Origin of the sequence: Bradyrhizobium sp. B117 (assembly GCF_038969555.1) — a bacterium.
Classification (GTDB): Bacteria; Pseudomonadota; Alphaproteobacteria; order Rhizobiales; family Xanthobacteraceae; genus Bradyrhizobium.
Genome location: NZ_CP152414.1, coordinates 2,895,178 through 2,921,245, shown reverse-complemented (window position 1 = coordinate 2,921,245; position 26,068 = coordinate 2,895,178). Strand labels below are relative to the sequence as shown.

General features: G+C 60.3%; 22 protein-coding genes and 2 pseudogenes. 6 read left to right on the top strand and 18 right to left on the bottom strand.

Annotation, left to right across the window (positions count from 1 at the left end):
• Window positions 1-24: 24 nt before the first annotated feature.
• The 6 genes from AAFG16_RS14260 to AAFG16_RS14235 all read right to left on the bottom strand — a co-directional run bounded on the left by AAFG16_RS14260 (window position 25) and on the right by AAFG16_RS14235 (window position 6,123).
• Window positions 25-483, bottom strand: coding sequence for an Hsp20 family protein (locus AAFG16_RS14260; protein WP_283086880.1), 459 nt, complete (start codon window positions 481-483; stop codon window positions 25-27).
• A 530-nt stretch (window positions 484-1,013) separates the two neighbouring features.
• Window positions 1,014-1,346 carry a hypothetical protein gene (locus AAFG16_RS14255; protein ID WP_283085097.1) on the bottom strand — a complete coding sequence of 111 codons (333 nt, stop codon included), beginning with the start codon at window positions 1,344-1,346 and terminating at the stop codon, window positions 1,014-1,016.
• 197 nt (window positions 1,347-1,543) lie between these two features.
• Entirely contained in the window at window positions 1,544-3,166 is a 1,623-nt protein-coding gene (gene groL / locus AAFG16_RS14250) for a chaperonin GroEL (protein WP_342739522.1), read from the bottom strand.
• 36 nt (window positions 3,167-3,202) lie between these two features.
• On the bottom strand, window positions 3,203-3,517 hold the full coding sequence (groES, locus tag AAFG16_RS14245) for a co-chaperone GroES (RefSeq protein ID WP_342739521.1): 315 nt from the start codon (window positions 3,515-3,517) through the stop codon (window positions 3,203-3,205).
• A 563-nt stretch (window positions 3,518-4,080) separates the two neighbouring features.
• A complete protein-coding gene (rpoH, locus tag AAFG16_RS14240; protein ID WP_342739520.1) occupies window positions 4,081-4,980 on the bottom strand; it encodes an RNA polymerase sigma factor RpoH in 900 nt (299 codons plus the stop codon).
• Window positions 4,981-5,244: 264 nt separating this feature from the next.
• A complete protein-coding gene (locus tag AAFG16_RS14235) occupies window positions 5,245-6,123 on the bottom strand; it encodes an NAD(P)H-dependent oxidoreductase (RefSeq protein ID WP_342739519.1) in 879 nt (292 codons plus the stop codon).
• A 90-nt stretch (window positions 6,124-6,213) separates the two neighbouring features.
• On the opposite strand from AAFG16_RS14235, the gene AAFG16_RS14230 reads away from it, so the two are divergent.
• Window positions 6,214-7,146 (top strand): LysR family transcriptional regulator, encoded by a 933-nt coding sequence (locus tag AAFG16_RS14230; RefSeq protein ID WP_283085092.1) that lies wholly within the window; start codon window positions 6,214-6,216, stop codon window positions 7,144-7,146.
• A 466-nt stretch (window positions 7,147-7,612) separates the two neighbouring features.
• Here the strand turns inward: AAFG16_RS14230 and AAFG16_RS14225 are convergent, their stop codons facing one another.
• The 3 genes and pseudogenes from AAFG16_RS14225 to AAFG16_RS14215 all read right to left on the bottom strand — a co-directional run bounded on the left by AAFG16_RS14225 (window position 7,613) and on the right by AAFG16_RS14215 (window position 9,544).
• A complete protein-coding gene (locus tag AAFG16_RS14225; protein ID WP_084334648.1) occupies window positions 7,613-7,879 on the bottom strand; it encodes a hypothetical protein in 267 nt (88 codons plus the stop codon).
• A gap of 254 nt (window positions 7,880-8,133) precedes the next feature.
• Window positions 8,134-8,801 (bottom strand): annotated as a pseudogene (locus tag AAFG16_RS14220) (cell division protein FtsH); the annotation flags it as partial.
• Between the two features lie 167 nt (window positions 8,802-8,968).
• Window positions 8,969-9,544 carry an alpha/beta fold hydrolase gene (locus tag AAFG16_RS14215; protein ID WP_342739518.1) on the bottom strand — a complete coding sequence of 192 codons (576 nt, stop codon included), beginning with the start codon at window positions 9,542-9,544 and terminating at the stop codon, window positions 8,969-8,971.
• 417 nt (window positions 9,545-9,961) lie between these two features.
• Between AAFG16_RS14215 and AAFG16_RS14210 the strand changes: the two genes are divergently transcribed.
• Together AAFG16_RS14210 and AAFG16_RS14205 are read left to right on the top strand one after the other, a co-directional pair.
• A complete protein-coding gene (locus tag AAFG16_RS14210; RefSeq protein WP_342739517.1) occupies window positions 9,962-11,332 on the top strand; it encodes an IS1182 family transposase in 1,371 nt (456 codons plus the stop codon).
• Window positions 11,333-11,586: 254 nt separating this feature from the next.
• Entirely contained in the window at window positions 11,587-12,255 is a 669-nt protein-coding gene (locus AAFG16_RS14205; protein ID WP_342739516.1) for a CopD family protein, read from the top strand.
• Window positions 12,256-14,137: 1,882 nt separating this feature from the next.
• Here AAFG16_RS14205 and AAFG16_RS14200 read toward each other — a convergent pair.
• The 5 genes and pseudogenes from AAFG16_RS14200 to AAFG16_RS14180 all read right to left on the bottom strand — a co-directional run bounded on the left by AAFG16_RS14200 (window position 14,138) and on the right by AAFG16_RS14180 (window position 18,421).
• Window positions 14,138-14,353, bottom strand: a complete 216-nt coding sequence (locus tag AAFG16_RS14200; protein WP_283085089.1) for a hypothetical protein — start codon at window positions 14,351-14,353, stop codon at window positions 14,138-14,140.
• Between the two features lie 452 nt (window positions 14,354-14,805).
• A pseudogene (locus AAFG16_RS14195) lies at window positions 14,806-15,051 on the bottom strand (IS110 family transposase); the annotation flags it as partial.
• 40 nt (window positions 15,052-15,091) lie between these two features.
• Window positions 15,092-16,309, bottom strand: coding sequence for a cyclopropane-fatty-acyl-phospholipid synthase family protein (locus tag AAFG16_RS14190; RefSeq protein WP_342739515.1), 1,218 nt, complete (start codon window positions 16,307-16,309; stop codon window positions 15,092-15,094).
• A 4-nt stretch (window positions 16,310-16,313) separates the two neighbouring features.
• Window positions 16,314-17,102 carry a DUF1365 domain-containing protein gene (locus tag AAFG16_RS14185; RefSeq protein WP_283085087.1) on the bottom strand — a complete coding sequence of 263 codons (789 nt, stop codon included), beginning with the start codon at window positions 17,100-17,102 and terminating at the stop codon, window positions 16,314-16,316.
• Between the two features lie 5 nt (window positions 17,103-17,107).
• On the bottom strand, window positions 17,108-18,421 hold the full coding sequence (locus AAFG16_RS14180) for an FAD-dependent oxidoreductase (RefSeq protein WP_342739514.1): 1,314 nt from the start codon (window positions 18,419-18,421) through the stop codon (window positions 17,108-17,110).
• Between the two features lie 229 nt (window positions 18,422-18,650).
• On the opposite strand from AAFG16_RS14180, the gene AAFG16_RS14175 reads away from it, so the two are divergent.
• The 3 genes from AAFG16_RS14175 (at window position 18,651) to AAFG16_RS14165 (ending at window position 20,504) form a co-directional block, all read left to right on the top strand.
• Window positions 18,651-19,457, top strand: a complete 807-nt coding sequence (locus AAFG16_RS14175) for a DUF1295 domain-containing protein (protein ID WP_342739513.1) — start codon at window positions 18,651-18,653, stop codon at window positions 19,455-19,457.
• Window positions 19,458-19,605: 148 nt separating this feature from the next.
• The gene (locus AAFG16_RS14170; RefSeq protein ID WP_342739512.1) at window positions 19,606-20,007 is read left to right on the top strand and encodes a DUF2177 family protein; all 402 of its coding nucleotides are present in this window, start codon (window positions 19,606-19,608) and stop codon (window positions 20,005-20,007) included.
• A gap of 26 nt (window positions 20,008-20,033) precedes the next feature.
• A complete protein-coding gene (locus tag AAFG16_RS14165; protein WP_283085083.1) occupies window positions 20,034-20,504 on the top strand; it encodes a TspO/MBR family protein in 471 nt (156 codons plus the stop codon).
• Window positions 20,505-20,874: 370 nt separating this feature from the next.
• Here the strand turns inward: AAFG16_RS14165 and AAFG16_RS14160 are convergent, their stop codons facing one another.
• The 4 genes from AAFG16_RS14160 to AAFG16_RS14145 all read right to left on the bottom strand — a co-directional run bounded on the left by AAFG16_RS14160 (window position 20,875) and on the right by AAFG16_RS14145 (window position 26,064).
• A complete protein-coding gene (locus AAFG16_RS14160) occupies window positions 20,875-21,453 on the bottom strand; it encodes a sigma-70 family RNA polymerase sigma factor (RefSeq protein ID WP_342739511.1) in 579 nt (192 codons plus the stop codon).
• An 80-nt stretch (window positions 21,454-21,533) separates the two neighbouring features.
• Window positions 21,534-22,181 (bottom strand): ChrR family anti-sigma-E factor, encoded by a 648-nt coding sequence (locus AAFG16_RS14155; RefSeq protein ID WP_342739510.1) that lies wholly within the window; start codon window positions 22,179-22,181, stop codon window positions 21,534-21,536.
• The gene (locus AAFG16_RS14150) at window positions 22,178-22,723 is read right to left on the bottom strand and encodes a sigma-70 family RNA polymerase sigma factor (protein ID WP_342739509.1); all 546 of its coding nucleotides are present in this window, start codon (window positions 22,721-22,723) and stop codon (window positions 22,178-22,180) included. Before AAFG16_RS14150 ends, AAFG16_RS14155 begins: the two co-directional genes overlap by 4 nt.
• 1,142 nt (window positions 22,724-23,865) lie before the next feature.
• On the bottom strand, window positions 23,866-26,064 hold the full coding sequence (locus AAFG16_RS14145) for a xanthine dehydrogenase family protein molybdopterin-binding subunit (RefSeq protein ID WP_342739508.1): 2,199 nt from the start codon (window positions 26,062-26,064) through the stop codon (window positions 23,866-23,868).
• Between the last annotated feature and the right edge of the window lie 4 nt (window positions 26,065-26,068).

Genomic DNA, 26,068 nt, shown 5'->3' with positions numbered 1-26,068 from the left:
TCGCCCGTCCATGGATCGAGGCTACTAAGCGGCCTTCTTCTGCTCAATCTGCGACGAAGCAGCTGCTCCACTTCCGATCTGGATCTTGCGCGGCTTCATCGCTTCCGGAATCTCTCGAACGAGATCAATGACCAAGAGGCCGTCCTGGAAGGATGCCTGCTTCACCTGAACGTAGTCGGCCAGACTGAAGACTCTCCGGAACGGTCGCGCCGAAATACCTTGATACAGATACTCGCGCGCAACACCATCGGATTTCCTTCCTTCGATCGTGAGAGCATTCTGCTCGGCCGTCACGGAGATATCGTTGGCACCGAGGCCTGCCACCGCCAGCGTGATTCGATAGTGGTCCTCGCCGGACCGCTCGATATTGTACGGCGGGTAGTTGTCCTCAGTCGGCTGGCGCGACATGCCGTCGACGAGGTCAGCCAGATGATCGAAGCCGACCGTGGTGCGCCAAAGTGGCGCGAAATCAAGTGTCCTCATAGCCAAGTCCTCCAAAGAGCAATATGGATACGACGCAAGGCAGGATCGGAGTTTCGATTATCGTCGAGCCCCCCAGTCCAGCGCCTCGTGCCGAGCCCCGCCTGGCGCTCGACACACCGCACTGGCGGTCGAGAAACGAATTAGAACTGACACTCATGAGTTCAAGAGGCTGTGCGTTTTTTTCTGATGCCTCGCCCGGCAGCTCAGCGACTACGCGGCCAAGCGATCCGGGTGAGCGCCCTCGCGTAGGACATCCATCACTCGCTGCTCTCGCTCAATCCGGGCTTGATAGAGCTGCTGCTCTTGCTCGCTCCTCGCAGTTGAGAGCAGGCGCTCGTAGTGACCGATCACCTTTTGACAGCCTCGGATGAGGAAGTCGCGGACGCCAAGCTCGACTGCTGTGCTTGAGGCTGCATCGGAGCTCCCGCGCACGGAATGCCTCGCCGAATTCGCTTCAAACATGATTGTCGCTCGCTCTTGACGACCTTGCATAAGGTAGCGAGCGGCCTTTGCAGGCCGCTCACCGACATTCAGCTTGCTGCCGCCAGTCCGGCGGGATGGGGCGTCGGCTGCGGCCAAATACCCGTCGGCGCGGATGTCGGCGGCAGCAAGATGTCGATCTTCATCGTTGCCGCCGCAGGCTGCCACTTCAACCACGGCATCGTATCGAGATACGGGATTGGCAGCAGTGGCAGTCCAGTGAACACACGCTGTGTGGCCTCGGCTCCCCGCGGGCTTTCTAGGCCGTAAGCACCGAAGGCGGTCAGGGACATTGCGCTGCCCATTACTAGAGCGAGCAGGCGTCGCCGCAGATTGCGGTTGGTCTCCGTCCGGGCGGAGAACGTATGGTGATGGCTCAGCATCTATACTCCTCCAATCGTTCGAAAACAGATCCAGGCAATGGTGACAAAACTCAGGTAGAACATGAACCAGTGGATCGCGTCCTGCCTCATCCTGAGCCGACGACGATTAGACTTGTTCATGGGACACTCCATCTTTGGAAGCGGTCTTCTCTCCTCTCATCGGTGGAGCCCGGCCTTGATCGGCCGGGCTCTCTCGTTCAGAAGTCCATGGCGGGAGCGGCCGGAGTTGGTTCAGCCTTCTTCGGCTTCTCGGCCACGAGTGCCTCGGTCGTGATCAGCAGCGATGCGACCGACGCGGCGTCCTGTAAGGCGGTGCGGACGACCTTGGCGGGATCGATCACACCGGCTTTCACCAAGTCTTCGTACTCGCCAGTCGCCGCGTTGAAGCCCCAATTGTAACTCTGGTGCTCCAGAAGCTTGCCGACAATCAGTGAGCCATCCTCGCCGGCGTTCTGCACGATCTGCCGAGCCGGCACCTGGATGGCGCGGCGAACAATGTCAATGCCGGCCTTCTGGTCCGCGTCGGCGGTCTTGATGCCGTCAAGCGCTTTGAGGGCACGCAGAAGGGCTACCCCGCCGCCAGGGAGAATGCCTTCCTCCACCGCCGCGCGCGTAGCATGCATCGCATCATCGACACGGTCTTTGCGTTCCTTGACCTCGACCTCCGTCGCGCCACCGACACGGATCACCGCGACGCCTCCGGCGAGCTTGGCGAGGCGCTCCTGCAGCTTTTCGCGATCATAGTCGGAGGTCGTTTCCTCGATCTGAAGCCTGATTTGCTGGGCGCGCGCCTCGATATCCTTCTTGGCGCCCGTGCCGCCGACGATGGTGGTATTGTCCTTGTCAATGACCACCTTCTTGGCGCGCCCGAGCATCTTCACTGTGACCTTTTCCAGCTTGATGCCGAGGTCCTCGCTGATGACATTGCCGCCGGTCAAGATCGCGATGTCCTCCAGCATGGCCTTGCGACGATCGCCGAAGCCAGGCGCCTTGACGGCCGCGACCTTCAATCCGCCGCGCAGTCTGTTGACGACCAATGTCGCGAGCGCTTCACCTTCGATGTCCTCTGCGATGATCAGGAGCGGCTTACCGGACTGAACGACCTGCTCCAACAGCGGCAGCATGGTCTGCAAGCCGGACAGCTTCTTCTCGTGAATCAGAACGTAGGGATCCTCGAGTTCGACGCGCATCTTCTCGGGGTTCGTGACGAAGTATGGCGAGATGTAGCCGCGGTCAAACTGCATACCCTCGACCACTTCGAGCTCGGTGTGCAGACTTTTGGCCTCCTCGACTGTAATCACGCCCTCATTACCGACCTTGTTCATGGCGTCGGCCAGGAAGCGGCCGATCTCGCTATCACCATTGGCCGAGATTGTGCCTACCTGGGCGATTTCGTCGTTCGAGGTGATTTTCTTGGCGTGTGATTTCAGGTTGGCAACGACGGCGTCGACCGCCAGATCAATGCCCCGCTTCAGGTCCATCGGATTCATGCCGGCGGCGACGGACTTGCTGCCTTCCTTGAAGATGGCCTGGGCAAGCACGGTGGCCGTTGTGGTGCCGTCACCGGCGGCATCGCTCGTCTTCGAGGCGACCTCGCGCACCATCTGCGCGCCCATGTTCTCGAACTTGTCCTCCAGTTCGATCTCCTTGGCGACGGTTACGCCATCTTTGGTGATGCGCGGCGCACCGAACGATTTCTCGATCACGACGTTGCGCCCCTTCGGACCGAGTGTGACCTTCACCGCGTTTGCCAGTGTCTCGACGCCCCGCAGCATACGCTCTCGGGCCTCGGTTGCGAACTTCACATCCTTGGCAGCCATTTTGATCTCTCCTTTCCTCTTATGACTGTCAGCGCGCTACGCTGCCTTCTTGACGGTGCCTGCCTTGTCGATGACACCCAGAAGGTCGCTTTCCTTCATGATCAGAAATTCCTCGCCGTCGATCTTGACCTCTGTACCAGACCACTTTCCGAACAGAACATGGTCACCGGGCTTGACGTCGAGTTGAACGAGCTGGCCCTGTTCGTTGCGTGCGCCGGGGCCAGTGGCGATAATCTCGCCCTGCTGTGGCTTCTCCTTTGCTGTGTCTGGAATGATGATGCCGCCCGCGGTTTTCTCTTCGGCGTCGAGACGTCGCACGAGCACGCGATCGTGCAAGGGACGGAAATGCATGCACATCCTCCTTGGGTAGGTTCAGCGATGTCCAAAATCCGGGTCCGTAACCGGCCCCCGGGCGAAAAAGCACCTAGGAGCGAGGGATCTACTTTCAAGAGGGAGGAAGAAAATTTTTGCGACGAAGGCCGCCGGCTGTCGCTATCGCTCGCAGCTCGCACCCGCAGAGCTTTCCCAGCGTCCAGAATCGCTCGCCGCACGTTGAAAACTGAGATCATCAAACCGAGATGTTTTCTCGGCGGCAGAGCAAACTCTGCGCAGCAAATTGGAGCATCTTCGAAAGGAGGATAACCAGAGATGCGGACTTTATTGGTACTTGCTGCTCTACTCGGGATGGTGGTTTCGCTGCAGGCGAAAGAAGCGGATTCGTCGCGACCAGTGCGAAGCTCCGACGCCGCCGTTAAGCAGTTTGTCAGCAATCAAAGCGACCAGCCGCGCGGCAAGCCCGCAAGAACAAGGTCCGATGGCCGCAAAGACAGTGATTTCTCAGCGGAAGCCATCGTGCCTGATATCTGCACCGGCTGCCGATCCATCGATCAGCAGCCGGCCAGCAGTTTCTGTGTTCAGCTTCTAGATGCGCCTGCTGAAGCAGCCTCAAGATCCGGAAGGTGTGCGCACATCATCCTCTTGATGCGCTTCAACGCACGCTGCTCGATCAGGCGGATACGCTCGCGAGAAATCCCGAAGGAATTAGCCAGATCGTCAAGCGTGCTTTGCTCTTCTGCCATGTAACGGGCTTCGACGATGGTGCGTTCTCGCGGAGAGAGCGCACTCAGCGCCTCCGAGAGTGCGGCCTTCTGCCGTTCACGGTCTCCGGTCTCCACAAGCTGGGTTTCGGGATCAGGAGATGAATCGGCGAGCCTGTCTTGCCATTGCTCGCCTTCTTCGTCACTGAGCTGAACGTTCAGCGTCATGTCGCCACGGATCCGGCCGTTCATCTCGACGACGTCGGTTTCCCTAACCTGAAGATGTTCAGAGATCTGCTTCACCTGCTCCGGCGAAAGCTCGCCATCGTCCGGCGCACCAAGGCGTCTCTTCAACTTTCGAAGGTTGAAGAACAGCTTTTTTTGCGCTGCAGTTGTGCCGAGCTTGACGAGTGACCACGATCTCAGGACGAACTCCTGCACGGACGCCTTGATCCACCAGGCGGCATAGGTCGCCAGGCGAAATCCCTTCTCAGGGTCGAACCGCTTGACGGCCAGCATCAATCCGACGTTGGCTTCCGAGATGAGGTCGGCGATGGGCAATCCATAGCGCCGATATTTCAGCGCGATCTTGGCGGCCAATCGCAGATGGCTCGTCACCAGACGGTAGGCAGCTTCGCGATCCCCGGAATCCCGAAGCCGCCTTGCATACATCACTTCTTCGGATGCATCGAGCAGCGGGAAGCTACGGATCTCTTGCAGATACCGGGACAACCCGGCTTCCGAATGGATGGCAGGGAGGGCTGACTTGATTGACATGACTTGCCCTCCCTCAGAAGCCATCGCCGCTCTTGAGCTCTAACAAGCGGCCAGAGGGAAGACGCAGCCGCGGGGACCCACGGAGGTGAGTGGGACTGATCGACTGCCAAGCGATGACACAGGTAGCTTTCATATCCAGATCCTCCATGGAGCAAAATGGTACGAGCCGCCGTGTCGCCTGGCTTAGCTGGGCCCTGAGGCGCCCAACGGCACTCAGGCCGGCGGCGCCAAAAGAACTGCGAACCCAATGGGTTGTTCCCCGTATCAGCTAGCCAATTCGCCGGAAGCCAAGCTGCCGCGGCCCGATGAGGCGAGGGACGAGCCCGACGCTTGGGGCCTACTCTCCTGCTCGCTATGACCTCCGCGATCGAGGTGAAGTGCGAATCCGCTTGTGCCGGGAGCCTCTAGCCCGGCGCGGAGTTGCATGCTCGGGATCAGGTAATCGCCACCATTCTGTCGCCGGTACGGAATGGGCGCGGTGGTCGCGAGCGCGCGCATCCGCTCACGCAATTCTTCGGCAACAGGTGCAAAACCGGCGTCGTCCAGCCGGTCCACGCGATAGACCACGAAGGGCGGAAGGACTTCATAGCCGGGATAGTAGAGAATGCCGTGATTGATGGGGAACAGCAGGTCGTCGATCGGCCCGTTGACGCCGCGATCGGAATAGTGCTCCTCCCATCCACCGGCAGTCACGACCAGCATCGCGCGCTTGCCCTTCAAAGTCCCGTCGCCATAGCGATCGCCCCACCGCTTGTCGCTGTGTTCGCCGACCCCATACGCGAACCCGTAGGCGAACACCCGGTCGACCCAGCCCTTGAGGATCGCCGGCGTCGAAAACCACCACAGCGGAAACTGCAGAATCAGGACATCCGCCCATAACAGCTTTTCGATCTCGGCTTTCACGTCGCTGGTCAACGTGCTCGCCTCGAAAGCCTGCTTGGAGGCCGCGGCCGGCTTGAGCCGTTCACCTTGCCCGAGCGACGGAAAGTCCCCTCTGCCGACCTCCGACTTCCAGCCCTGAGCATAGAGATCCGACACCTGCACGTCGTGCCCGAGCCGCTTGAGTTCCCTGACAGCGACGTCTAGCAGCGCGCCGTTCAACGAGCGCGGCTCCGGATGGGCGAAGACAATCAATACTTTCACGACAGCACCTCCTGATGAGTGACGTTGATCAGGTGGCACGCAAAGCCGCAATCTAGTAGATGTAAATAATGGATACGATTATGCCAAAAAATGGATAAATCAGAAGTCACGCTTGAGCGCATGCGTAGCTTCGTCCGGGTCGCCGAGCGGGGCAATCTGTCCGCGGTCGCGCGCGAGCTGGAAGTCGGCCAGTCAACGGTGACGCGCCATTTGCGAGAGCTGGAGGACGCGGTCGGAGTGCCGCTCCTCAGCAGAACCACGCGCAGGGTGTCAATGACTGAAGAGGGCGCGCGCTACTATCGCCACTGCGTCCAGATCCTCCGCCAGGTTGATTTGGCCGGCGAGGAAGCGCGCAGCACACGCGGCGCGGCAGCGGGTACGGTACGCATCTCGTGCACCGCGGCCTTCGGAGTACTGCACGTCAGTCGTTTCATCTTCGCCTTTCAGGACCGCCACCCGGACATCCTGGTTGATCTCAGCCTCACGGACGAGCGCATCGACCTCGTGCAGGAAGGCGTCGATATTGCCCTCCGGCTTGGGCCACTTGGTGATAGCTCGATGAAGCTCAAGGCGCTGGGCCAATCAAGGCGAATGCTCGTTGCCGCACCCAGCTATCTAGCCGAACGCGGCAAGCCGGTGCGCCCGCAGGACTTGGCAGATCACGAAGGCGTCAGGATGTCCAATATCGCCGGCAGCGATCTACTCGTACTGCATGGTCAGCGCGGCGGGCGCCATGTGGTGCCATTCGGCGGTCGCTTGCGCGTTGATCATGGACTTGCAGCAAGAGAGGCCCTCGTAGCCGGACGCGGAATAGCGCCTGCACATCTCTGGCTCGTCCAGGATCTCCTCGCCGCTAACAAGCTCGAAGTGGTGCTTCCCGAATTTTCGCCACCGTCCGTTCCGCTGAACATGCTGATCGTACCGGAACGGTTGGGCATCGCCCGAGTGCGCTTGTTGGCCGACTTTGTCTCGGCACAGATCGCGCAAACACCTGGGATCAAGAAGCCGTCAAATGGAGCCTAGCGATCGGTCGATAGCGCAGCCGAACCTGCGAGGGTGCTTCACCACTCGTGTGCCCCGCCTGCCCTGCTCTCCAGCGCGACGCTTTGCGGCAGGCGGCACTCACCTCGATGGAGATGCCAATCCGGCACGGAAGCCCTCGCGCCAGGTCGGATAAATGAGCTTCAAGTCCAGCTCCCGTTTTGCGTTGGCGTTCGAAGCGCCACGCCCCTCATTCATCCATTGCACCGCTGCTTTGCTGGCAACGAAGAGACCGAGCCACGATGGAAGCCGGAGCGGCGGCCCAGCCCCACCGATTCCGCGAAATACGGCAACCACTCCGAGACTTTCGCCGGCTCATCACTCCATGATGTTCTGCTATTCTGATTCTCTCGACCTCCATTTTCTCCGTCCCACAACTGATGACAGCGCGAGCGAGCAAGTCGCGCGCCCTGAACGAACGCCCGGCGGGAACCGGGCCTTCTTTTCATCACCAGTACCAGTACGGATAAACCGGAGGATAATAGCGGACTACCCGGTACGGACGGCCATAGTAGTAGGGCGGGCCATAGACCGGTCCATAATAGACCGGTGGTGCGGTGGCGGCCGCTAGTGTTCCAGCGAACAATCCGAGAGCAAGCCCGGGACCGATACCCGGACCGCCCCAGCCATGATGACGCCAATGGGCCGAAGCCGGCGCAACTGATCCGATGAGGAGCGTTGCCGCCGCGACGACTGCAAGAGCAAGCTTTCTCATGTCGTTTCCCTCAAGTTACTACGCGCTCTGCGCACTTGTCTCCTTGTCATGGTCCACTTCGCCGAACCTCGGTTCGGCTATACAGTGAATTAGAACTGTCCGGGGCGAGTTCAAGTAACTCGTTGATGAGACCTGTCGATCTTGCCAGCGATTTGGCGGAGCCAAAAACCAGCATCAGGAGTTCTTCACCTGCTCCGGCGTTCTCAACGCGGTGGTGGACCAGCTCTATCTGGGGCGCGAAAATGAGCGCGCCGTTAGACCGCCCGGAGGCCTTCCTTCGGCATCTCCCGGATCAGCAGGTCAATATCGCTCTGCTCCAGCGTCTCCTTCTCAAGGAGCTTCTTTGCCGCGCGGTCCAGGATCGGACGCCGCGTGTTCAGTATGCCTTGGGTGCGCTGAAAGACCTGATCTACAGTATCCTTTACCTCGCGGTCGATGGCTGCGGCGGTCTCCTCCGCGTAGCCACGCTCGCGAACTGGATAGGGCTGGTCAGGGCCTGGGAGGAAATTGCCGGGCTCGCGTCATAGGCAACGCTGCCGAGTTTCTCCGACATGCCATAGCGTGTCACCATGCTCCGTGCGACGTCGGTCACCCGGCGCAGATCGTCGGCAGCTCCCGTCGATAGATGGCCAAACACGATGAGCTCAGCTGCACGGCCGCCGAGCAGAACGGCCATATTGTTTTCCAGCTCCTCCTTGGTCATCAAAAATCGGTCCTCGATCGGCCGCTGAATGGTGTAGCCGAGTGCACCGACCCTCACGGGGTATGATCGAGATCTTATGCACGGGATCGACACCGGGCAAGGAAAGCGCGACTAGCGCGTGGCCCATCTCATGAAAAGCGACGATCTCACGTTCCTTGGGATTGAGCAGCCGGTTACGTTTTCCAGACTGGCGACCATGCGTTCCACCGCGTTATTGAAGCTGACTTCCTCTCTTGGCCTCGCACGGTCCGCTTCCGGGGGCTGAGCGGAAAGCCATCGTGGACACGCCGAGGGCAGCCTTTGACCCAAAGCGGACCAGCGTCCGCCCTCCCACGGGCGGCAACGCACTTCGGTGCAGTGTCAGCACCTTACACTATGGGTCGATCTCAAGCGGCTTGCAGTATCAACTCGCTCAGACGATCTGGTGCATCGAGCATGGCCATGTGCCCGACATCAGGCAGTTCGAACGTGGCCCAGGACTTCTCGCTCTTGCAGTCTGCCAGCGCCTTATCAAGGGGCGGCAGTGAAAATTTGGGGAGACGGATATATGTCTTCTTCGCCACCTTTTGGAGCGCCCCGGTAACCTTGATCGGCTGAAGATAGGTGCCGACTGGCTGCTGAGTCACTTTGGACTCGGCGAACGCGCGATCGCGTTCGGCAACGACAGCAGGCGGATACTTCGCCGACCCACGAACACCTGCCTCGCCCTTTTCGATGGCCGCTTGTATGCCTTTGCGAACCGGCTCGGCTGCGGTGTCTGCGGCCCTTTGTCCGTCGGCTGGAATGAAGGCATCAAGCCACACAGCTGACGAGACGTGGTCGCCGATGCTTTCGAGCGCGCCGGAACCTACATAACCTGCAAGGGACCACGCCACGAGGCAGACGTTCTCGAGACTTTCCCATTTGACCAGGTTGACGACGTCGGCGATGTGGGTGTCCAGATTGACGTCCTTGCTCAGCAAATGCGAGCGATCAGCCAAACCCGTGAGTGACGGGCAAATACCTTGTGACCGCCTTGTTCGAGCCGGTCCGTGACACGGCGCCATATCCAGCCGCCGCAAAACGCCCCGCTGACGAGGACGAAAGTCTTTCGCGCCGGTTGCGCGCGGGCGACACCGGCCACGCCGGAGGTCGTTGCTGCCGCAAGACCGCCGGCTGTTGCGCTGCGAAGCATGCGGCGGCGAGTAATTCCACTATTCGTCATGACAAATTCCTGTTGTTCAAAGGATCGGCTGCCAGAGGACTGCAACCTAAAGGTTATCCGCGCATCTGTTCGCTGCCAAGGTCTGTAATTGGCCGATTTTGTTGCAAAAGTCAGTTGAGACGAGCCGGTAGGCGTGATTCCGTTGTGTTGACGCGAATCGCGACGAGGTCGATCCATGATGGGCCGTCTGAAGAGTGACCAAGGTCAACTGTTCTACGAGTTTCATCTCGGCGACGCGGTTCCCGAAGATCATCTGGTGCGGAAGATCGACGCTGCTCTCGATCTGTCGTGGCTTCGCAGCGAAGTTGCTCCTCATTATTCGTCCATGGGTCGTCCGTCGATCGATCCGGAGTTGATGATCCGGATGCTGGTCCTGGGGTATGTCTTTGCGCTCCGCTCGGAGCGGCTGATCTGTCGTGAAGTACAGGTGAACCTCGCCTATCGTTGGTTCTGCAAACTCGGCATTGAAGATGCCATCCCAGACCATTCGGCCTTCTCGCGGGCCCGCAACGAGCGTTTCCGCGAGGGGGATGTTTTCCGTCGCGTGTTTGAACGCGTCGTCGAGGCGTGCATTTTGGCGGGTCTGGTTGGTGGCGAAGGCTTTGCCGTCGATGCGAGCCTGATTGCTGCCGACGCCAACAAGCAGCGCTCGATTGCGGGTCAGGATTGGCGCAAGGATCGCGATCCGGCGAGGTCAAGCCGCGCGGTGAAGGAGTATCTGGCAACCCTCGACGATACGGCGTGGGGCGCGGCCAGCGACGTTGTCCCGAAGTTCATCTCGCTGTCCGATCCCGCGGCCCAGTGGACCGGAGCTCACAAGGGACCAGCATTCTTCGCTTACTCCGACAATTATCTCATCGACGTGAAGTTCGGCGTCATCGTTGATGTCGAGGCGTCCCGCTCCATTCGCCAGGCCGAGGTCGGAGCGGCAAAGACAATGATCGAACGAACAGAGGAACGCTTTGGTCTCAAGCCGGAGCGGCTTGTCGGGGATACCGCTCACGGGGCTGCTCCGATGCTGAACTGGCTGGTCGAGGAGAAGGGCATCGCGCCACATATCCCTGTGTTCGACAAGTCGAAGCGAGATGACGGCACCTTCTCACGCAGTGACTTTCGATATGATTCAACCAGCGACGTCTACCACTGCCCTGGCGGAAAGCGGCTCGGGACGAGCGGCACCGTACACGAGGGCAAAACGCTTCTGTATCGTGCGAGCAAGCTCGACTGCGACGCATGCCCGCTTAAACCGCAGTGCTGTCCAAAAGAACCATCGCGCAAGATCCCGCGCGACATACATGAGCACGCCCGGGACGTCGCCCGGTCGTTCGCTGGCACCGAGGGCTTCGAGACGTCGCGACGTCAGCGCAAGAAGGTCGAGATGCAGTTTGCGCACTTGAAGCGCATCTTGAGGCTTGGGCGGCTCCGGATTCGCGGCCCACGGGGCGCCCAGGACGAGTTTGTTCTGGCCGCCATCGCTCAAAATCTGAGGCGCCTCGCGTTGTTCGTTGCGCGACCACCACCCGCTCATGCCCTGTGCATTGCGTAGCGTAGGAGTTGCATTGAGAGCGTCAGGGACGGCGGATCAAAGCCGGTCCGCCTTACCGAATGGCCGAAAGACATCCGTCGGTTACAGCCGCCTTTTGCAACAAAATCGGCCCATAGCCGACCTCTTGCGGCGCTCAGGACAACGTCCGCGAGTGGACCCATAGCAGACCTGCACCCGAGCATTCGCCGAGTGGCCGCCTTAACCTCGCAGTGGCAGCGCGATGGAAAGCAGTTAACGCGCGAGTGCAAACGGTATTGAACGAAACCCAGTTCGGGCGACTCATGGAGGTCCGCGCTGGCCTGGCAGTCGCTCTGGCGGCCTGCCTCGCGTTTGATCGCGCGGCACTCGCGGAGTGGCTTGCGCTCGCGGCGGGGCTCGGCCTCGCCGCCAGTCTTGCCTGGACCGGCCATGCCGGCTCGACCCTTGGGGCAATCGGCGACGTGCATCTCGCTGCAGATGCACTGCATTTGATCGCCGCCGCGGCCTGGATCGGTGGTCTCGTGTCGCTGGTCCTTTTCTTCGCTGCAGCCCGGAATCAGACGACCGCCTGGGCACCGGTTGCGGGCGATGCGGCCGAACGCTTTTCGATCTTGGGCATGGTCAGCGTGGCCACGCTTTTCGTCACCGGCATTGTCAACGCCTGGATCCTGGTCGGCTCGTTTCGTGGGCTGTTTACAACCGAATATGGCCGGGTGTTGATGCTCACGCTCGGCATATTCGCCGCCATGCTCGCAGTTGCCGCGATTAACCGATTCTACCTGATGCCGCGGCTCGCCCTGCCATCCGCCACCAGAGTGCAGTCGGACTCACTCCGGCAACTCACGCGCAACAGCGTTATCGAGATCGCGCTCGGACTGACGATCCTCGCCATTGTCGGAATGCTCGGCATGATGCATCCCGCCGTCCATCTGGTCTCGACCTAACCATTTATATAGAACATGTCGGGTTTTGGCCCATCAGCGAAGTTGCGCCTCATCTGGCGGAGGCCCGCTGCTTGCGGCTAAGCGGACTGGATTTGCTCGCTCTGAGTTCTTCGCATTTGGCCCTTAGCTGACTTCCGCTTTTGGCGCCGCGCTTTCCGCTTTCGAGAGCTGAGCGGAACAGTGTCTTGGAGCTGCCACAAACGGCACCCTCAATACTTTCTCACCGCGCTGTCGAGGCTTGCGATTTCTGGATGCGCGCGCCTTGGGACGAGGCGAAGGCGCTACACGTGAGCCAGTCTCGATGAGGTTGGCAGGCTCACCCGGCTGTCCGATTGTTGCCTCAGCCCTCCATAAATCCCCAAAGTACGATCAAGTAATAGACCACAACCGCGACGACAACGTTGATCGCAACTATCAGCAAAACATCGATAGGTAAGATCGGTTTCCGTCTAGCCATCGCTATGATCCTAGCCGGGCTGAGATACCCTGACTGCTCACAAATGATGGCCGATGCACGTTACTCCGCTACTGTTGCGTTAGCGCCGCAGGTAGTTCCATCCTATGAAGTCCGATCGCGGCGATCATCTGCAGTGGCTTTCCAAGCGGCTACGCCAAAGTAGGCAGTAAGCGCCAGAGCAACCGCGACCAAAACAGAATTGAACTGGGTCATCGATCGGCCTCTCTCCCCAATACAGAGAAGCACTTTCGATTTGGGTGCGCACGACTGAAAGCTGCAAATCTAAAAGTTTGCGCGCGCAATCCACAGAGAAGAGGTTACCGAACGTCTGCTTGTTTCCGGAAGTCTTCTTTCCCCGCCGTAGTGCCAACAGCGGAAGGGGCCGGTCCAATCGACGGCTCGTCAGCACGCAAGGAGGAGCGCCGACGCTTCCAAGCCAGGCCCGTCTTAACGGCACACGATCTGGCGAACAAGTCGCACCACTTTTGCGGGGTCACCAGAATCGTTCGCCAATTTCGGCGAGCGACGACGCAGTAGAAAGGAAACGCCGCAAAGCGTCGCCTTTCTCCACACGACGCGGCAGATGAAGATTCCGGAATGGCTGTGGCATGAAGGATGAAAAACGTTCGAGGCTCACTCGGCACACGCGTCCGATCGCATTTCAACGGCGCGGCGTTGATTGCGCCGGCATCATCACACGTCGTCACCCATGCGATCGGTCGCGGCGACGGCACGCACTGGGTTTGCGAGAACCACCCTGAGCGCCCGTGAAGGACCGAGGCCTGCGGCCGCGGCGGCGCGGTTGCGCCCTGCCCGTCTGCAACAAGGTCGGTCCCGACAATGAGATGCCGTTGCTGCCAAACGGGTTCGAGACCAGCTTCACGACCACCGACATCATGCGTCCATTCCGCCGTAGGCCGACAAAGCGTTAGGTGCATCCGCGCCCGCGTGTGTAAGTGAGCAAGACAGCCGTATCGTCAGCCGAAACGGCTTCGACTGGACTCTGGCGCTTCCCTTGGATTGTCTCCGGCGCGCTCAAGAGGCGCGAGCAGCCCTTCGAAACGCGCCACTTCGACTCTTTTCGCCTCCTTGGCTCTAAGCGGGGCCGCATAATGCCTGCTTGTGCCCCCCTTAGCGACGCAAACAACGTGGGCCGTTGTCGGTGAAGTTGGTGCTCCAGCCATCAGTTCTGGATGAGCTTGACGGTTAAAATCGGCCATTCACTGTCATGCCGGATTATTGAAATGCGAAGTCCGTGCACGTCGTCGAGATAGACATGATCAATGGTTCCAGCTTAGCCTTCACTCATGACGACAGTCTTACCGATCAACTCGTCCTCGGCAGCGTGCAATTCACGGAGGACGCTAACGGCTCTTTCCTCACCAGTGCTCGACGTGGTCATGCGCGTAAAAAATGACATAGGCGTTATGAAGCAGACGTGCTCCGAAACGGACGTGCGAGCTTGTATCGTATGAGCCAAGCCCACAGCTCCGCAAACCAGTGAAGCTTCAGCAGCTTTGGCTTCACCGCCGCGAACAGTCGTTCCACAATGAGCAGGCTGGCGGCATACGCTGAGATGATCATGGCTGTGCCGGTGATCCAGTGGCCCTCGCCCGCCACCGCTACAGCGATGAGCTTCAAAGGCTCAACCAGACAGCGGCTAACAGCGCAAGTGACTGGTAGGGACCAAGTTTGTCTATGGCTTGCCTCACAGGTTTCCGCTTCCTTCCGCCCTAAGCGAATAGAACTCTCGGGTGCACAGTTGAGTTCCAGTGGCGGTTCGGATCGGTAAAGAGACTCCCTTAGACTGGCCACATCCATTGCGGCTGCGAAGCGCTTAGGCGTCTGTGTTACATTTGCCCAGAACATGCACCACAACACTCCGGCGCAGTTCGCTCATGAGGGTCAGGCCCGTTCGAGTTCGGAATTGGCTCTTGCGAGACATGCTCGGGCCATCCTGAGAATGTCGGCTAAATGGGGTAGGCCGGAGGCCGTGATGATCTTGCCAAATCGACGCGAATGACCCTTAGCGCGCCCATGTCGTGCGGAACAAGGTTCAGAAAATGGCCAGCTTTAAATCACAATCCACCGCACGGCTTCACATAGGCCGGAGGCATCAATCGAACTGTATGCCCCAATGCCTGCAACTCACCGGACCAATAATGGGATGACGCGCAAGCCTCGATCCCCACTAAGCACGGCGGCAACTTCTCAAAGAATGACAGCACGAAACGGCGTTTGAGCTGACGGCGTATGACCACTTGGCCGGCTGCATCGACGCCGTGCACTTGAAAGACCGACTTCGCAACATCCAGACCGACCGTCGAAATTGACTGCATAGGCTGCTCCTCCGAACAGCTATCAACCGCCCGTGAGGTTCTAGCCTCGACGCGCATAGACCAATTGGCGGACGTCGATCTTTCCAGCCCTGAACCCCGCCTCACAGTAAGACAAATAGTATTCCCAAAGTCGTCGGAATTGCTCGTCGAACCCGAGCGAGGTCAGGTCAGCCCAGGCCTGACCGAAATTTGCTCGCCAGATTGCAATCGTCTTCGCATAATCTTGTCCAAAGACGCGCTCATGCCTCATAGGAATCTCGAAACGTTCGCCGAGCGAGCGCAGGATAGCGGCCGAAGGCAGCATGCCACCTGGAAAAATGTACCGCTGTATGAAGTCCACGCGGCGCCGGTAGCTGTCGAAGAGTTCGTCCTGGACGGTGATGGTCTGGATACCTGCCAGCCCGCCCGGCTTGAGCCTTTGATGCAGCTGATCAAAGTATGCGGGCCAGAACTGCTCGCCAACAGCTTCGAACATTTCGATCGAGGCAATGCGGTCGAATTGACCTGTTTGATCGCGATAATCCTGCAGCCGGACTTCGACCTTTTCGGCAAGCCCGGCTTCGTGAATCCGCCGGCGCGCAAATTCGTGCTGCTCTTTGCTGATGGTAAGTGCCAATATGCTGACGCCGCAACTTTTCGCGGCAAACTCGGCGAAGCCGCCCCAACCGCATCCGATCTCGAGGACGGTCTGGCCGGCCTGCAAATCGATGTCTTTTGCTAGTTGCTCGTATTTGTTCCGTTGCGCGGCGGCGAGGTCGGCGGTCCCGCATGAGAACAGAGCCGACGAGTAGGTCATGCTTCGATCCAGCCATGCAGCGAAGAACTCGTTACCGAGATCATAATGCGCACGGATATTTTGCCGTGACCCTTCTCGCGTGTTGTGGCGTAGTCGGTGAAGCATCCTGCGGCAGAGCCGGACAAGCATGTTACCCGTAAAGACGCTGTCGATGAGGTCGTCGTTGAGACAGAACACATAAAGAAGCTGGGTGAGATCGGGCGTCGTCCAGTCGCCCCTGACATAGGCTTCAGCCATACCGATGTCGCCGCCCAGGATCAGACTACGGGCAAACGCATAATCGTTGATCTGGATCGTGGCCGACGGGCCTGATTCCACCCCTCGCAAGACCGTGGTCCTGTGGTCCGGAAGGCGCACGTGCACGCTACCGAACCTGAGTCGCGATGCAAGCCGCAGCGTGAGCCGGGCGAGGAACGGCAGATCGTCGAATCGGGCAGTCTGGTGATTGGCTACGACCTCCATGATCTCAAATTCCGCCCTGTTTCATCCTAGTCACGTACGGAACACCTTTGATCCAAAGCCATAACGCCTCCCAATGGATGGCGATCATTACCTTAACGGTGACAAGGGGCAGACCAAAGAATGCCGCAACAAGTCGAGGGCCGGTCAGCCGACGCCGTCGTCCGATAAAGGCGGCCGCAAAGATCGCACCCTGTTCGTTCGTCTGAAGGATTCTGACCCGCACATGACGCGCCGGCGGAGAGATGCTGAAGCGGTATTGCATCCTCATTTCCATGAAAGGCGAGACGTAGAACTCCTTGGCCTGAGTTTGCCGGATCGCCCTTGCACCGGCCGCCTTTAGCACCGGCAGAACGTAGGAATGCATCTCTCCGAAGGTGTTTCGCACCTCATAAATCAACAGCGCGAGCTCGCCGGAGGCGCGATAGCAGAAGTAAATCGAGAGCGGGTTGAACACGTAGCCCAGGAGCCGCGGATAACACAGAAGAAGAACCCGGCCACCCGACAAGTCGATGCCGCGCTCGACCGCCAATTTCCGCGCGTACTGGCTCAGTTTTGCGCCAGCACGGTTTCCATGGTCGCGTTCGTGGAAGCTGAAGATTGCCGCTCGATTGACTCCGAACAAGCGCGACTGTCGATCCGCATCGTCCAGTCGGTCCAGGTCGATGAGAAGGCTCATCACCTCGTAGGTGAATCTGTGCTGCACAGGTTGCCATCGCGCGTGCATCACCTTTCCGCGATAGAGCACGACCGGTGCGACCTGATCATTCCCTCTGGGCGGTCTCGACCCGAACATCGCATTTACTCGGCTGCTTGCGCCAGCAACGAGGTGGACTGACGCCAAGGCGGCGCACAGCCCATAGCCTCAGCCACTCGGATGCCGGACCTCAGACCGTCTTCATGGAAGCCGTAGCCCGTCCACGCACCACAGAACCATGTTCGGCGACGACCTTGAATCGCAGGAAGCCGCCGCTGGGCGGCGAATGCGGCTAAATGGTAGAGAGGGTGAGCGAAGCTGAATTTTGCAAACGTCAGGTCGGGGGCTGGCTCGCGCGGCGGGTTGAGGCTGACGAATAGCGGCTTGCGATCGTCAATACCCTGCAGGCGGTTCATCCAATAGGTCACGGCCGCGTCGTTCTCGACAAGCGTTTGTCGCCGCCACTGCAGGAAGTTCCATGATGCCCATGCCTGACGACGTTTGGGCATAAGATTGTGATCGCGGTGCAGATAGACTGCGTTCGGGCTGTATCTTATGGCGCCTAGTATTGACCGCTCTTGCGCGTCGGCATCTGATAGCATCGCCAGTGCCTGATCGCTGTGGCAGGCCATCACAACGGCATCGTAGCTCTCCACACCGCCGTGACTGTCGCGGATGGTCACGCCCTGCTCCTCTCGGGTGATGGAAGTCACTGCACGGCCGAGGCGAATACTATCCTTGAAAATAGCGGTGAGCTTGTCGACATAGCATCGGCTGCCACCCTCCACGGTGCGCCAGCGTGGGCGATCCAGGTGCAGGAGTCTATGATTGTCGAAGAAGGTGATGAAGTTCTCCGCAGGAAATGAGAGAATAGCCGCCGCCGAGGACGACCAGATGGCTGCCCCCATTGGTCCGAGATAATTAGAGAACAGGCCCGCACCGAATGACCCCTTTTGCAGATACTCGCCGAGCGTCATCTTGTCCAGCCGGCCGGCGCGCAAGTCGGCCACGCTCTCCTTGTTGAATCGCAGGACGTCGGCCAGCATTCGAAAGTATGACAGCGACGCCAGGTTGCTCGGTTGAGCGAACAGTCCGCAGGCAGTCTGCAGAATCCCCTCGCCGCCCCCGCGCCATTCAAAGCGGCCTTGATCAGCGGACATCGCAAAGCTCATGCACGTCTCGACCGTCTTCACCCCCAGATGCGTGAACAGAGATGATAGCTCGGGGTAGTTCAGCTCATTGAACACGATGAAGCCGACGTCAACGTCTATGGCCTCGCCATCATAGTCGATCCGAACGGTATGACTGTGCCCGCCAGGTCGCAGCTCACGCTCGTAGACGGTCACAGCGTAGCGCTTCGAAAGGAGCCAGGCCGCAGCATTGCCTGCAATCCCCGTCCCAATCACTGCTAAGCGCATCTTTCAACTGCCCCATTTTGCGATACTGCCGGCCACCGACAGCGAGAAATGTCCGATTCTACGGGCAAAGCCCTTCCGCCCGGCTCGAAGCCACCAATTCGCATTCCTTTTGCAGGCGGCGCATAGGAACGCTCGCCGAGGCGGCCTGGATCACCTCGCGCATGCGAGCTTTGATTCTGAAACCGGCGCATACGGCGGACGTACCGATGAAAACAGCCCCGGTGAATGGATGCTTTTCCTGAATCTGCAGGCCATAGCCGGCATTGCCCTGGCTCTTTCGGCATTGATGGCGCTCGCTTGGGTGGTGCAACAGCGCACTGGCAATTCCGGTTGGGTTGACGCAATCTGGTGCTATTCGGTTGGGTTCGTTGGCGCTGTTGCCGCCCTATGGCCTCTCGAAGACAGTTCGTCGGCTCGCCGGGCCCTTGTGGCAGGGCTGGTGTTTTGCTGGGCGGCAAGACTTGGAACGCACATTGCGCGTCGCGCCGCCGCAGGTGTCGACGATCCGCGTTATGCGAACTATGCACGCGAATGGGGCTCCGACGCTCCCCGTCGGATGTTCTTTTTCCTGCAGTCGCAGGCTCAAGCGTCGGTCCCGCTGCCGTTTTCGGTCTTTCTCGCCGCACACGCTCCGGACCCCGGCCTAGGGCTGCAGGACTATGCCGGCGCTGTCGTCATGCTTGCGGCAGTCACCGGCGAAGCGATCGCTGACGAGCAATTGCGGCGGTTCAAGCTTTCGCGCTCCAACCACAGCCTCGTTTGCGATGCGGGAATGTGGCGCTGGTCACGCCACCCGAATTACTTCTTCGAATGGCTCGCATGGTTGGCTTATCCGGTCATCGCGTTGTCGCCGCAGTACCTATGGGGCTGGGCCAGCCTCTCGGCGCCAGCCATCATGTACTGGATACTCGTGAAGGTGACCGGCATACCCCCGCTCGAGGAGCAGATGCTGCGATCGCGTGGTGAACGCTATCGAGAGTATCAGGCGAGAACCAACGCATTCTTTCCGTGGCCGCCCAAACAGCCGCTGCAATGATCGGGCTCCCTATGCGCCGTGATTTGGGCTGCGTCGCGGGCCGCAAAAGCGCATGAGTAGGCGGATGTGATCCGATACGGCTTTCGGCTCGTTAAGCTTCCGTCCAGATCTCGAAGCTGGCGACCCACGGGTGGAAGTGGAAGCGGACATGAATATCGTCTTCACATATCTCACTGTCACGGTGACCTTCGTTGGGCTCGACATGATCTGGCTCAAGAGCATGGTGGAAAGGCTCTATCGACCGGTGCTGGGTGATATGTTGCGGTCCGAGCCCAATCTAGCCGCCGCCGCGCTGTTCTACCTGGCGTATCCCGCCGGGTTGATCTGGTTCGCGGTGCTACCCGCGCAGCACGAAGGCGGTGCGCTGCGCGCATTTGCCTCGGGTGCGCTGCTCGGATGCTTCACCTATTCGACTTACGATCTGACCAATCAAGCAACGCTACGAAACTGGTCGACCGGGTTGTCGGTGGCAGACATCGGCTGGGGGTCGTTTCTCGCCGGTGTGAGCGCCTGGGCCGGCTTTGTCGTCGCTCAACGAATGGCGCCCTGATCATGCGCGGCGGAACCGAACGGCCGATGGACCAAGCCCGCAAGAGCTGGAAATGGTATCGCGGTGGCGCGTTCCTCTGTTTCGTTCCCGCCGCGGGACTTCTGATCGGCGTGCTCAACCGGCCAGGGGCTTGGTATGCAGCCCTGAACAAGCCGTCCTTCAATCCGCCGGATGCGGTGTTCGCTCCGGTTTGGACCGTGCTGTTCCTGCTCATTGCCGTAGCTGGATATCGCACCTTCGAGGCGGAGCCGCGCGGCGCCGCGATTAGGTTATGGACCGTTCAGATGGTCTTGAACTTCGTCTGGTCGCCCATTTTCTTTTCGCTTCATCGCATGGACATTGCACTCGGCGTGATCGTAGCGTTATTCGTCGCTATCGTCGCATTTGTCTGGCGGCAATGGCCCGCAGACCGGCTGGCGGCGGCGCTTTTCCTTCCCTACGCCGGCTGGGTTGCGTTTGCGATGTCGCTGAATCTCTCGTTGCTTTTGCTCAACTAGCATTGCAGCCCGATTGCAGATGCCGTGGGCAATGGGCGCATCACGGAGCGAGTCAGGAATGCGTGCGTTCCCAAGCTTACCCATTGCCTCTCTGGTTATCGCGATTTTTTCTGACAATGACGTGAATGCGGGCTGAATTCGGCCGTTCGCATCGTCGTCCAGCAACAGCGATGATGATTCGACCAGCCCGTCTCCCAGGTGCTCCATCACGGTCAGTAGGCGATGCAGACCATCCGCAGGCTCGACCGCAATACGCTCGACCTCTCGCACGATCTCTTCGAGCCTGACGACCGCAAGCACCAAGCGGTCCTCGTGCCTGCGCATGGGAAATTCGATGATATCGGCGGTCAAAGCCGGTGCTCCCTCGCGTTCAGGCCGCGCCAGATGCGGCGAGGCAGTCCTTGCGCACAGCCAGGAGAGCCCGGTGCAGCCAGGTCTTTATCGTTCCCACGGGCACGCCGTAGCGTCGAGACAGACTCGCTCGGCTCTCGCCCTCGAGATAGGCGAGCGCCACCAGCTTGCGCCGATCTTCCGGCAGCCGCGCCAACGCGCCAAAAGCAATGGGTTCGGCGCGCGCATAATCGAGGTCGTCGATCGGGTCTTCGCTTGCCGCAATCGATAGCGCTTCGTCGAATTCGTCGGTGGGCGGTCTTTTGACTCGCAAATGATCGATTGCGGTATTGCGCACGATCGCGGACATCCATGCTATCGCTGGAGCGCGCTTGACGTCGAACCGGCAGGCATTGCGCCAGATCTTCAGATAGGTCTCTTGCAGGATGTCTTCGATGTCGTGAGGCGGTGCTCCAACGGCGAGCGCCGTCCTGCGCAACCTGCTTCGCGTCAGTGTGTGCAGCGTCGAGAAAGCTCGTGCATCGCCCCGTGAGACACGCGCGAGCAGTTCGGGCAATCCGTCGCTCTGTCCCTGTCTTGCCGGACGTGAGCAGTCCATGTCCCGTCTCCCTTGCGTTTGGCATTTAAACGCTTCGGGCTCACGTTCGGATCACCGGGAGGGAGAGGCAGTGAAGAGGATCAAAGCCGCACGAAGGGCCCGATCAGCCGGCCAAGCAGACCATTCATGCGCAGATCACCGGTCATCGCGACCAGGCAGAGACAGGGGCCTTCGTCGCCAACGATCGGACGATGATCGACCTCGTTATCACCATAGTCGAAATCGCCGGGGCCAAAACGACCGCCTTCGTGGCTGAAGCTGCCTTCGAGCACGAGGGTCAACTCGATGCCACTGTGAGTGTGTTCCAGCATGCGCGTGCCCGGCGCCGACCGCAGCAAGAAGGCCCGCGCCTTGCCCGAGCCGGAAAGCTCGATTGGCCGCATGCTGAGACCTGGCGCAACGCGCCTGGATTTGCCGACCCGGTAATCTCGCAGCGCCCGTGGAACATCTCGCACCATCCCGAACGTGTCGGTCGAGGACGGCGCAGCTCTCGGTCCGGGCGCGACGTCGATCCGGGCCAACACGCGCTCGAACGCATCCGTTGCCATCGGCACCGGCTCGACATCCTCAAGTGCCAATCCCGCGAGCTGCTCTATCGCGCGCACGAACCGAGCGCACCGGGCGCATTCTGCCACATGCACCCCCACGACCAGGTGATAGGCCTCTTCCAAGCTGCCGGCGGCAAAGTCGGCCAGAAAATCTTCCGGAGGATGATGGTTGATGGTCATTCTTCTTCGTCCAATAGCTCTCTCAGGCGGTTCATCGCCAGTCTGATCCGCGACTTCACCGTTCCGAGCGGAATTCCGAGCAGGCTTGCAATTTCCGGATGCGGCCTTTCCTCGATGAACGAGAGCGTCACTACCCTGGATTGCTCCGCAGACAGCCTCCCGACGGCCGACGTGATCCGGGCGGCGTCTTGAACGCGTGAAATGACGGCGTCGACCGGTTCGGCGGGATCCGGCGTGTCCGGCAGCTCGGCAACGCCCCACACGCGGTCTGCCCGCGCCTTGCTGCGGAACAAATCAATCCGCAGGTTACGTGCAATCGTGAATATCCAGGCCGCGGCCCCGACCGTCGACGGATCGAACTGGCTCGCCTTGCGCCACACGGCGATCAAGGTGCTTTGCGCGATCTCCTCGGCCTCGTCGGAACTGCACCCGGCCTTCAACATCAATCCCTTGATGCGAGGCGCGAAATGCTCAAAGAGACGGTTGAATGCCTCTCTGTCACCGGAAGAGGCGACGCGTCCGATCAAATCAGCCCAGTTCACCTTCGCCTTCGGCCCTTTGCTCACACCGGTCGACAGCCGCGCGACACCCCCGCGTGGCGCACTGGCCTTGGCCGGGATTGGCACAGTTAAAGCTCGGATAGCAGCGACCATAGTTGCTCGACAAGCGGCTTCTCCCACTTAAAACGTATGAGCGAGAGCCGCGGATCACTTTTTGCCGAAACGGCTGGGCTAACTGCTCGTTCCCCGGCAAATGGAAACGTTGTGCCCCTAGTTTGGCCGGTAAATCGAGGCGGCGGCGAAGTTGATCCCCATCGGAACGGCCCTAATGATTATACCGTGGCGTTCATAACCAGACCTCGTACTTCCCAGCGCTCGCGACTGTCTCGCTCGTTACCTTTCCTTCTGAGTTGGAGAAAGACGAAAGGGGCTTATCGCCGCCTTGGTCAATGGACTCGCAGACTATAGTGCCCGCGTTCTTCCCACCGAGAGACGCATTCATTCCCAGGGGACACCCGTCGGCGAAACATCGATGGCGAACGAGACGAAGGTTACGTTTTGAAGGTCATGAAAACCGCTTTCAACGGCGACGAAAGAAGGCGAGGCTCCAGCCCAGCTTCATCATCACGCGTTGAGAAAGGCTAACGACAAGGTATCTCATGCCAACTTTGTCGCCTCTGGGCAGAGCCTGGTTCTCGACTCGGCGATCTCGGCTGAACCGTCAGCTACGAGGAGCGACGAGCATGAGAACGGCGCGCCCGCAGACAACAAGCTTCTCAGAGACTCGCTTTTGAGCGGCGCCCTGGTAGTACTGCGACCACGATTTGCGCAACCGAAATTCCTGCACGTTATGCGCAAGCAACTGCCTGGTATATTCAAGAGTCGGAGGCCTTATACGGCAGGAAGATGCATTTCGCGCGCCCCGACATTACTGTATGAAATACCGCTTTGGCGTGTCCTATGCACCGATTTTCTGGCTCGATCGCCCTCTACGCCGTGCTCCGGCGGCAGGCGAACCGTCTAGAGGTTCAGACGCCTGACGCCGCGCCCGCGCGGATCCGGCAAACGCCGGGCACACGACGCACTCGCACCGCCCGCTAGCGTATCAAATCGCGCCCAGGCTCGCGTTTTTCACAATTCGATGAACATCCATACAGCTTGCGTGAGGGTAAGCTACTTGCGCGTCACGCCAGCAGCTTGTCCAGTGTGATCGGGAGGCGGCGGATGCGCCTTCCCGTGGCGTGATACACGGCGTTCGCAATCGCGGCGGGGACGCCGACAATGCCGATTTCGCCAAGCCCCTTGACGCCCAGCCTGTTGATGCGGTCGTCGCGCTCTTCGACGAAGATCACCTCGATGTCGTGAATGTCGGCATTCACGGGGATGTGGTACTCGGCGATATTCGCGTTCATGATCCGGCCGAAGCGGTGATCCGTCACGGTCTCCTCGTGCAGGGCCATCCCGATCCCCCAGACCACGCTGCCCATGATCTGGCTGCGACCGGTCTTGGTGTTGAGGATCCGCCCGGCCGCGACGGCGCTTACGACGCGCGCGACGCGGATGACGCCGAGCTGCTCGTCCACCTTTACCTCGGCAAAGACGGCCGAATGCGTGTTGCGTGCGTGCGACTTGTCCTCCGCGAATTGGTTGAGCTTCTGCTTCTCGATCCGCTCAAGCTTGCCGTAGCGCATCGCATCCGCGATCGAGACCGCAAAGCTCCTGTCGCCGTCCTTGGCGATCGAGCCGTCGACAAGGATAATATTGGCCGCATCAGCCAGCGGTGAGGCGGGTATCGCCTTGGCAAGACGCGCGAGTTCCTGGCGAATGTCCTCGGCCGCTCCCAACACCGCATGCGCACTCGATGCGGCCATCCACGAGCCACCCTCGACGGGGGCCTGCGGCAGGGTCGAGTCGGCGAGCCTGACGTCGATATTCTCGATCGGCAGCCCGAGCGCATCGGCTGCCACCTGTGCCACGATGGTGTAGGTGCCGGTGCCGATGTCGGACGCCGCGCAGGAGACTTCGGCATGGCCATTCGCGGTCAGCACGATGCGAGCTGCGACCGGCATCTGCAGCGCCTCCCACACGCCTGTCGCCATGCCCCAGCCGACCAGCTCCTTGCCGTCGCGCATCGAGCGCGGCGCGGGATTGCGCCTGCTCCAGCCGAAGGCTTGCGCACCGCGGGCGTAGCATTCGCGCAGCTGCTTGCTGGTGTAGGGGAGGTCTTCACTCTGGTCGCGGTCCGAGTAGCACTTCAGCCGCAGCTCGACGGGGTCGAGCTTGAGTGCGACGGCCAATTCGTCCATGGCGCATTCAAGCGCGCAGACGCCTGAAGCTGCACCCGGCGCGCGCATGTCGCAGGGGGTGGAGACATCGAGGCGAGCGAGCTTGTGGGAATAGCGGCTGTTCGGGCTCTTGTAGAGCTGTTCCGCCCAGCCGGCGTCGTTGCGCGCGAAATCCTCATAGCGCGAGGTGACGGCCGTGGCCTCGTGCGTGACCGCCTCGAGCGCGCCGTCGGACCGGGCGCCGAGCCCGACGTGCTCGATCGTCGCCGGCCGGTAGCCGAGCCCGTACATCTGCTGCCGCGTCAGCACCACGCGAACGGACCGCTTCAGCGCCAGCGCGGCAAGCGTTGCCAGCACCACCTGGTATTGCGGCCGCAGGCCGGAGCCGAAGGCGCCGCCGACATAGGGCGAGAGCACGCGGATATCTTCCGGATTCTTGCCGAACACGCTGCAGAGAAACTTGTGAACGTTCTGGACGCCTTGCGTCTTGTCGTAGACCGTGAGCCTGCCGCCGCCGTCCCAAACCGCCGTGGTTGCATAGAGCTCCATCGGGTTGTGATGCTCGGTCGGAACGAAGTAGTCCGCCTCGTGCTGTACGGGTGCTCCGGCAAGCGCTGCGACGGCATCGCCGCGGGGCTTGCTCGGTTGCTTGACCTCGGCGGCCTTGCGGCGCTCGGCTTCGAGGTCGGTCGCAAACGCCTGCTCCTGATAATCGACACGCACCAACGTCGCGGCGAATTTGGCGATTTCGCAGTCGTCCGCCACGACTAGCGCGATCGGCTGGCCGTTGAACTTGATGCTGTCGTCGTAGAGCGGACGGAATGGCGAGCCTTCGTCCGGCGCCACTTCATCCTTCCAGGACTCGTCCTTGTCGGCGAGCGGCGGCCGATGCGCATGCGTGAGCACGTCGAGCACGCCCTTCACCTTCAGCGCTTTGCTGGTGTCGAGACGCGCAATGCGCCCGCGCGGAATGGTGGCCGTGACGACGAAGCCATGGGCGAGTCCATCGGCCGAAAATTCGCCGGCATATTTGGCGGCCCCGGTGACCTTGGCGCGACCATCGACGCGGGACGTTGGCGTTCCGACATAGGCGTTCATCGGC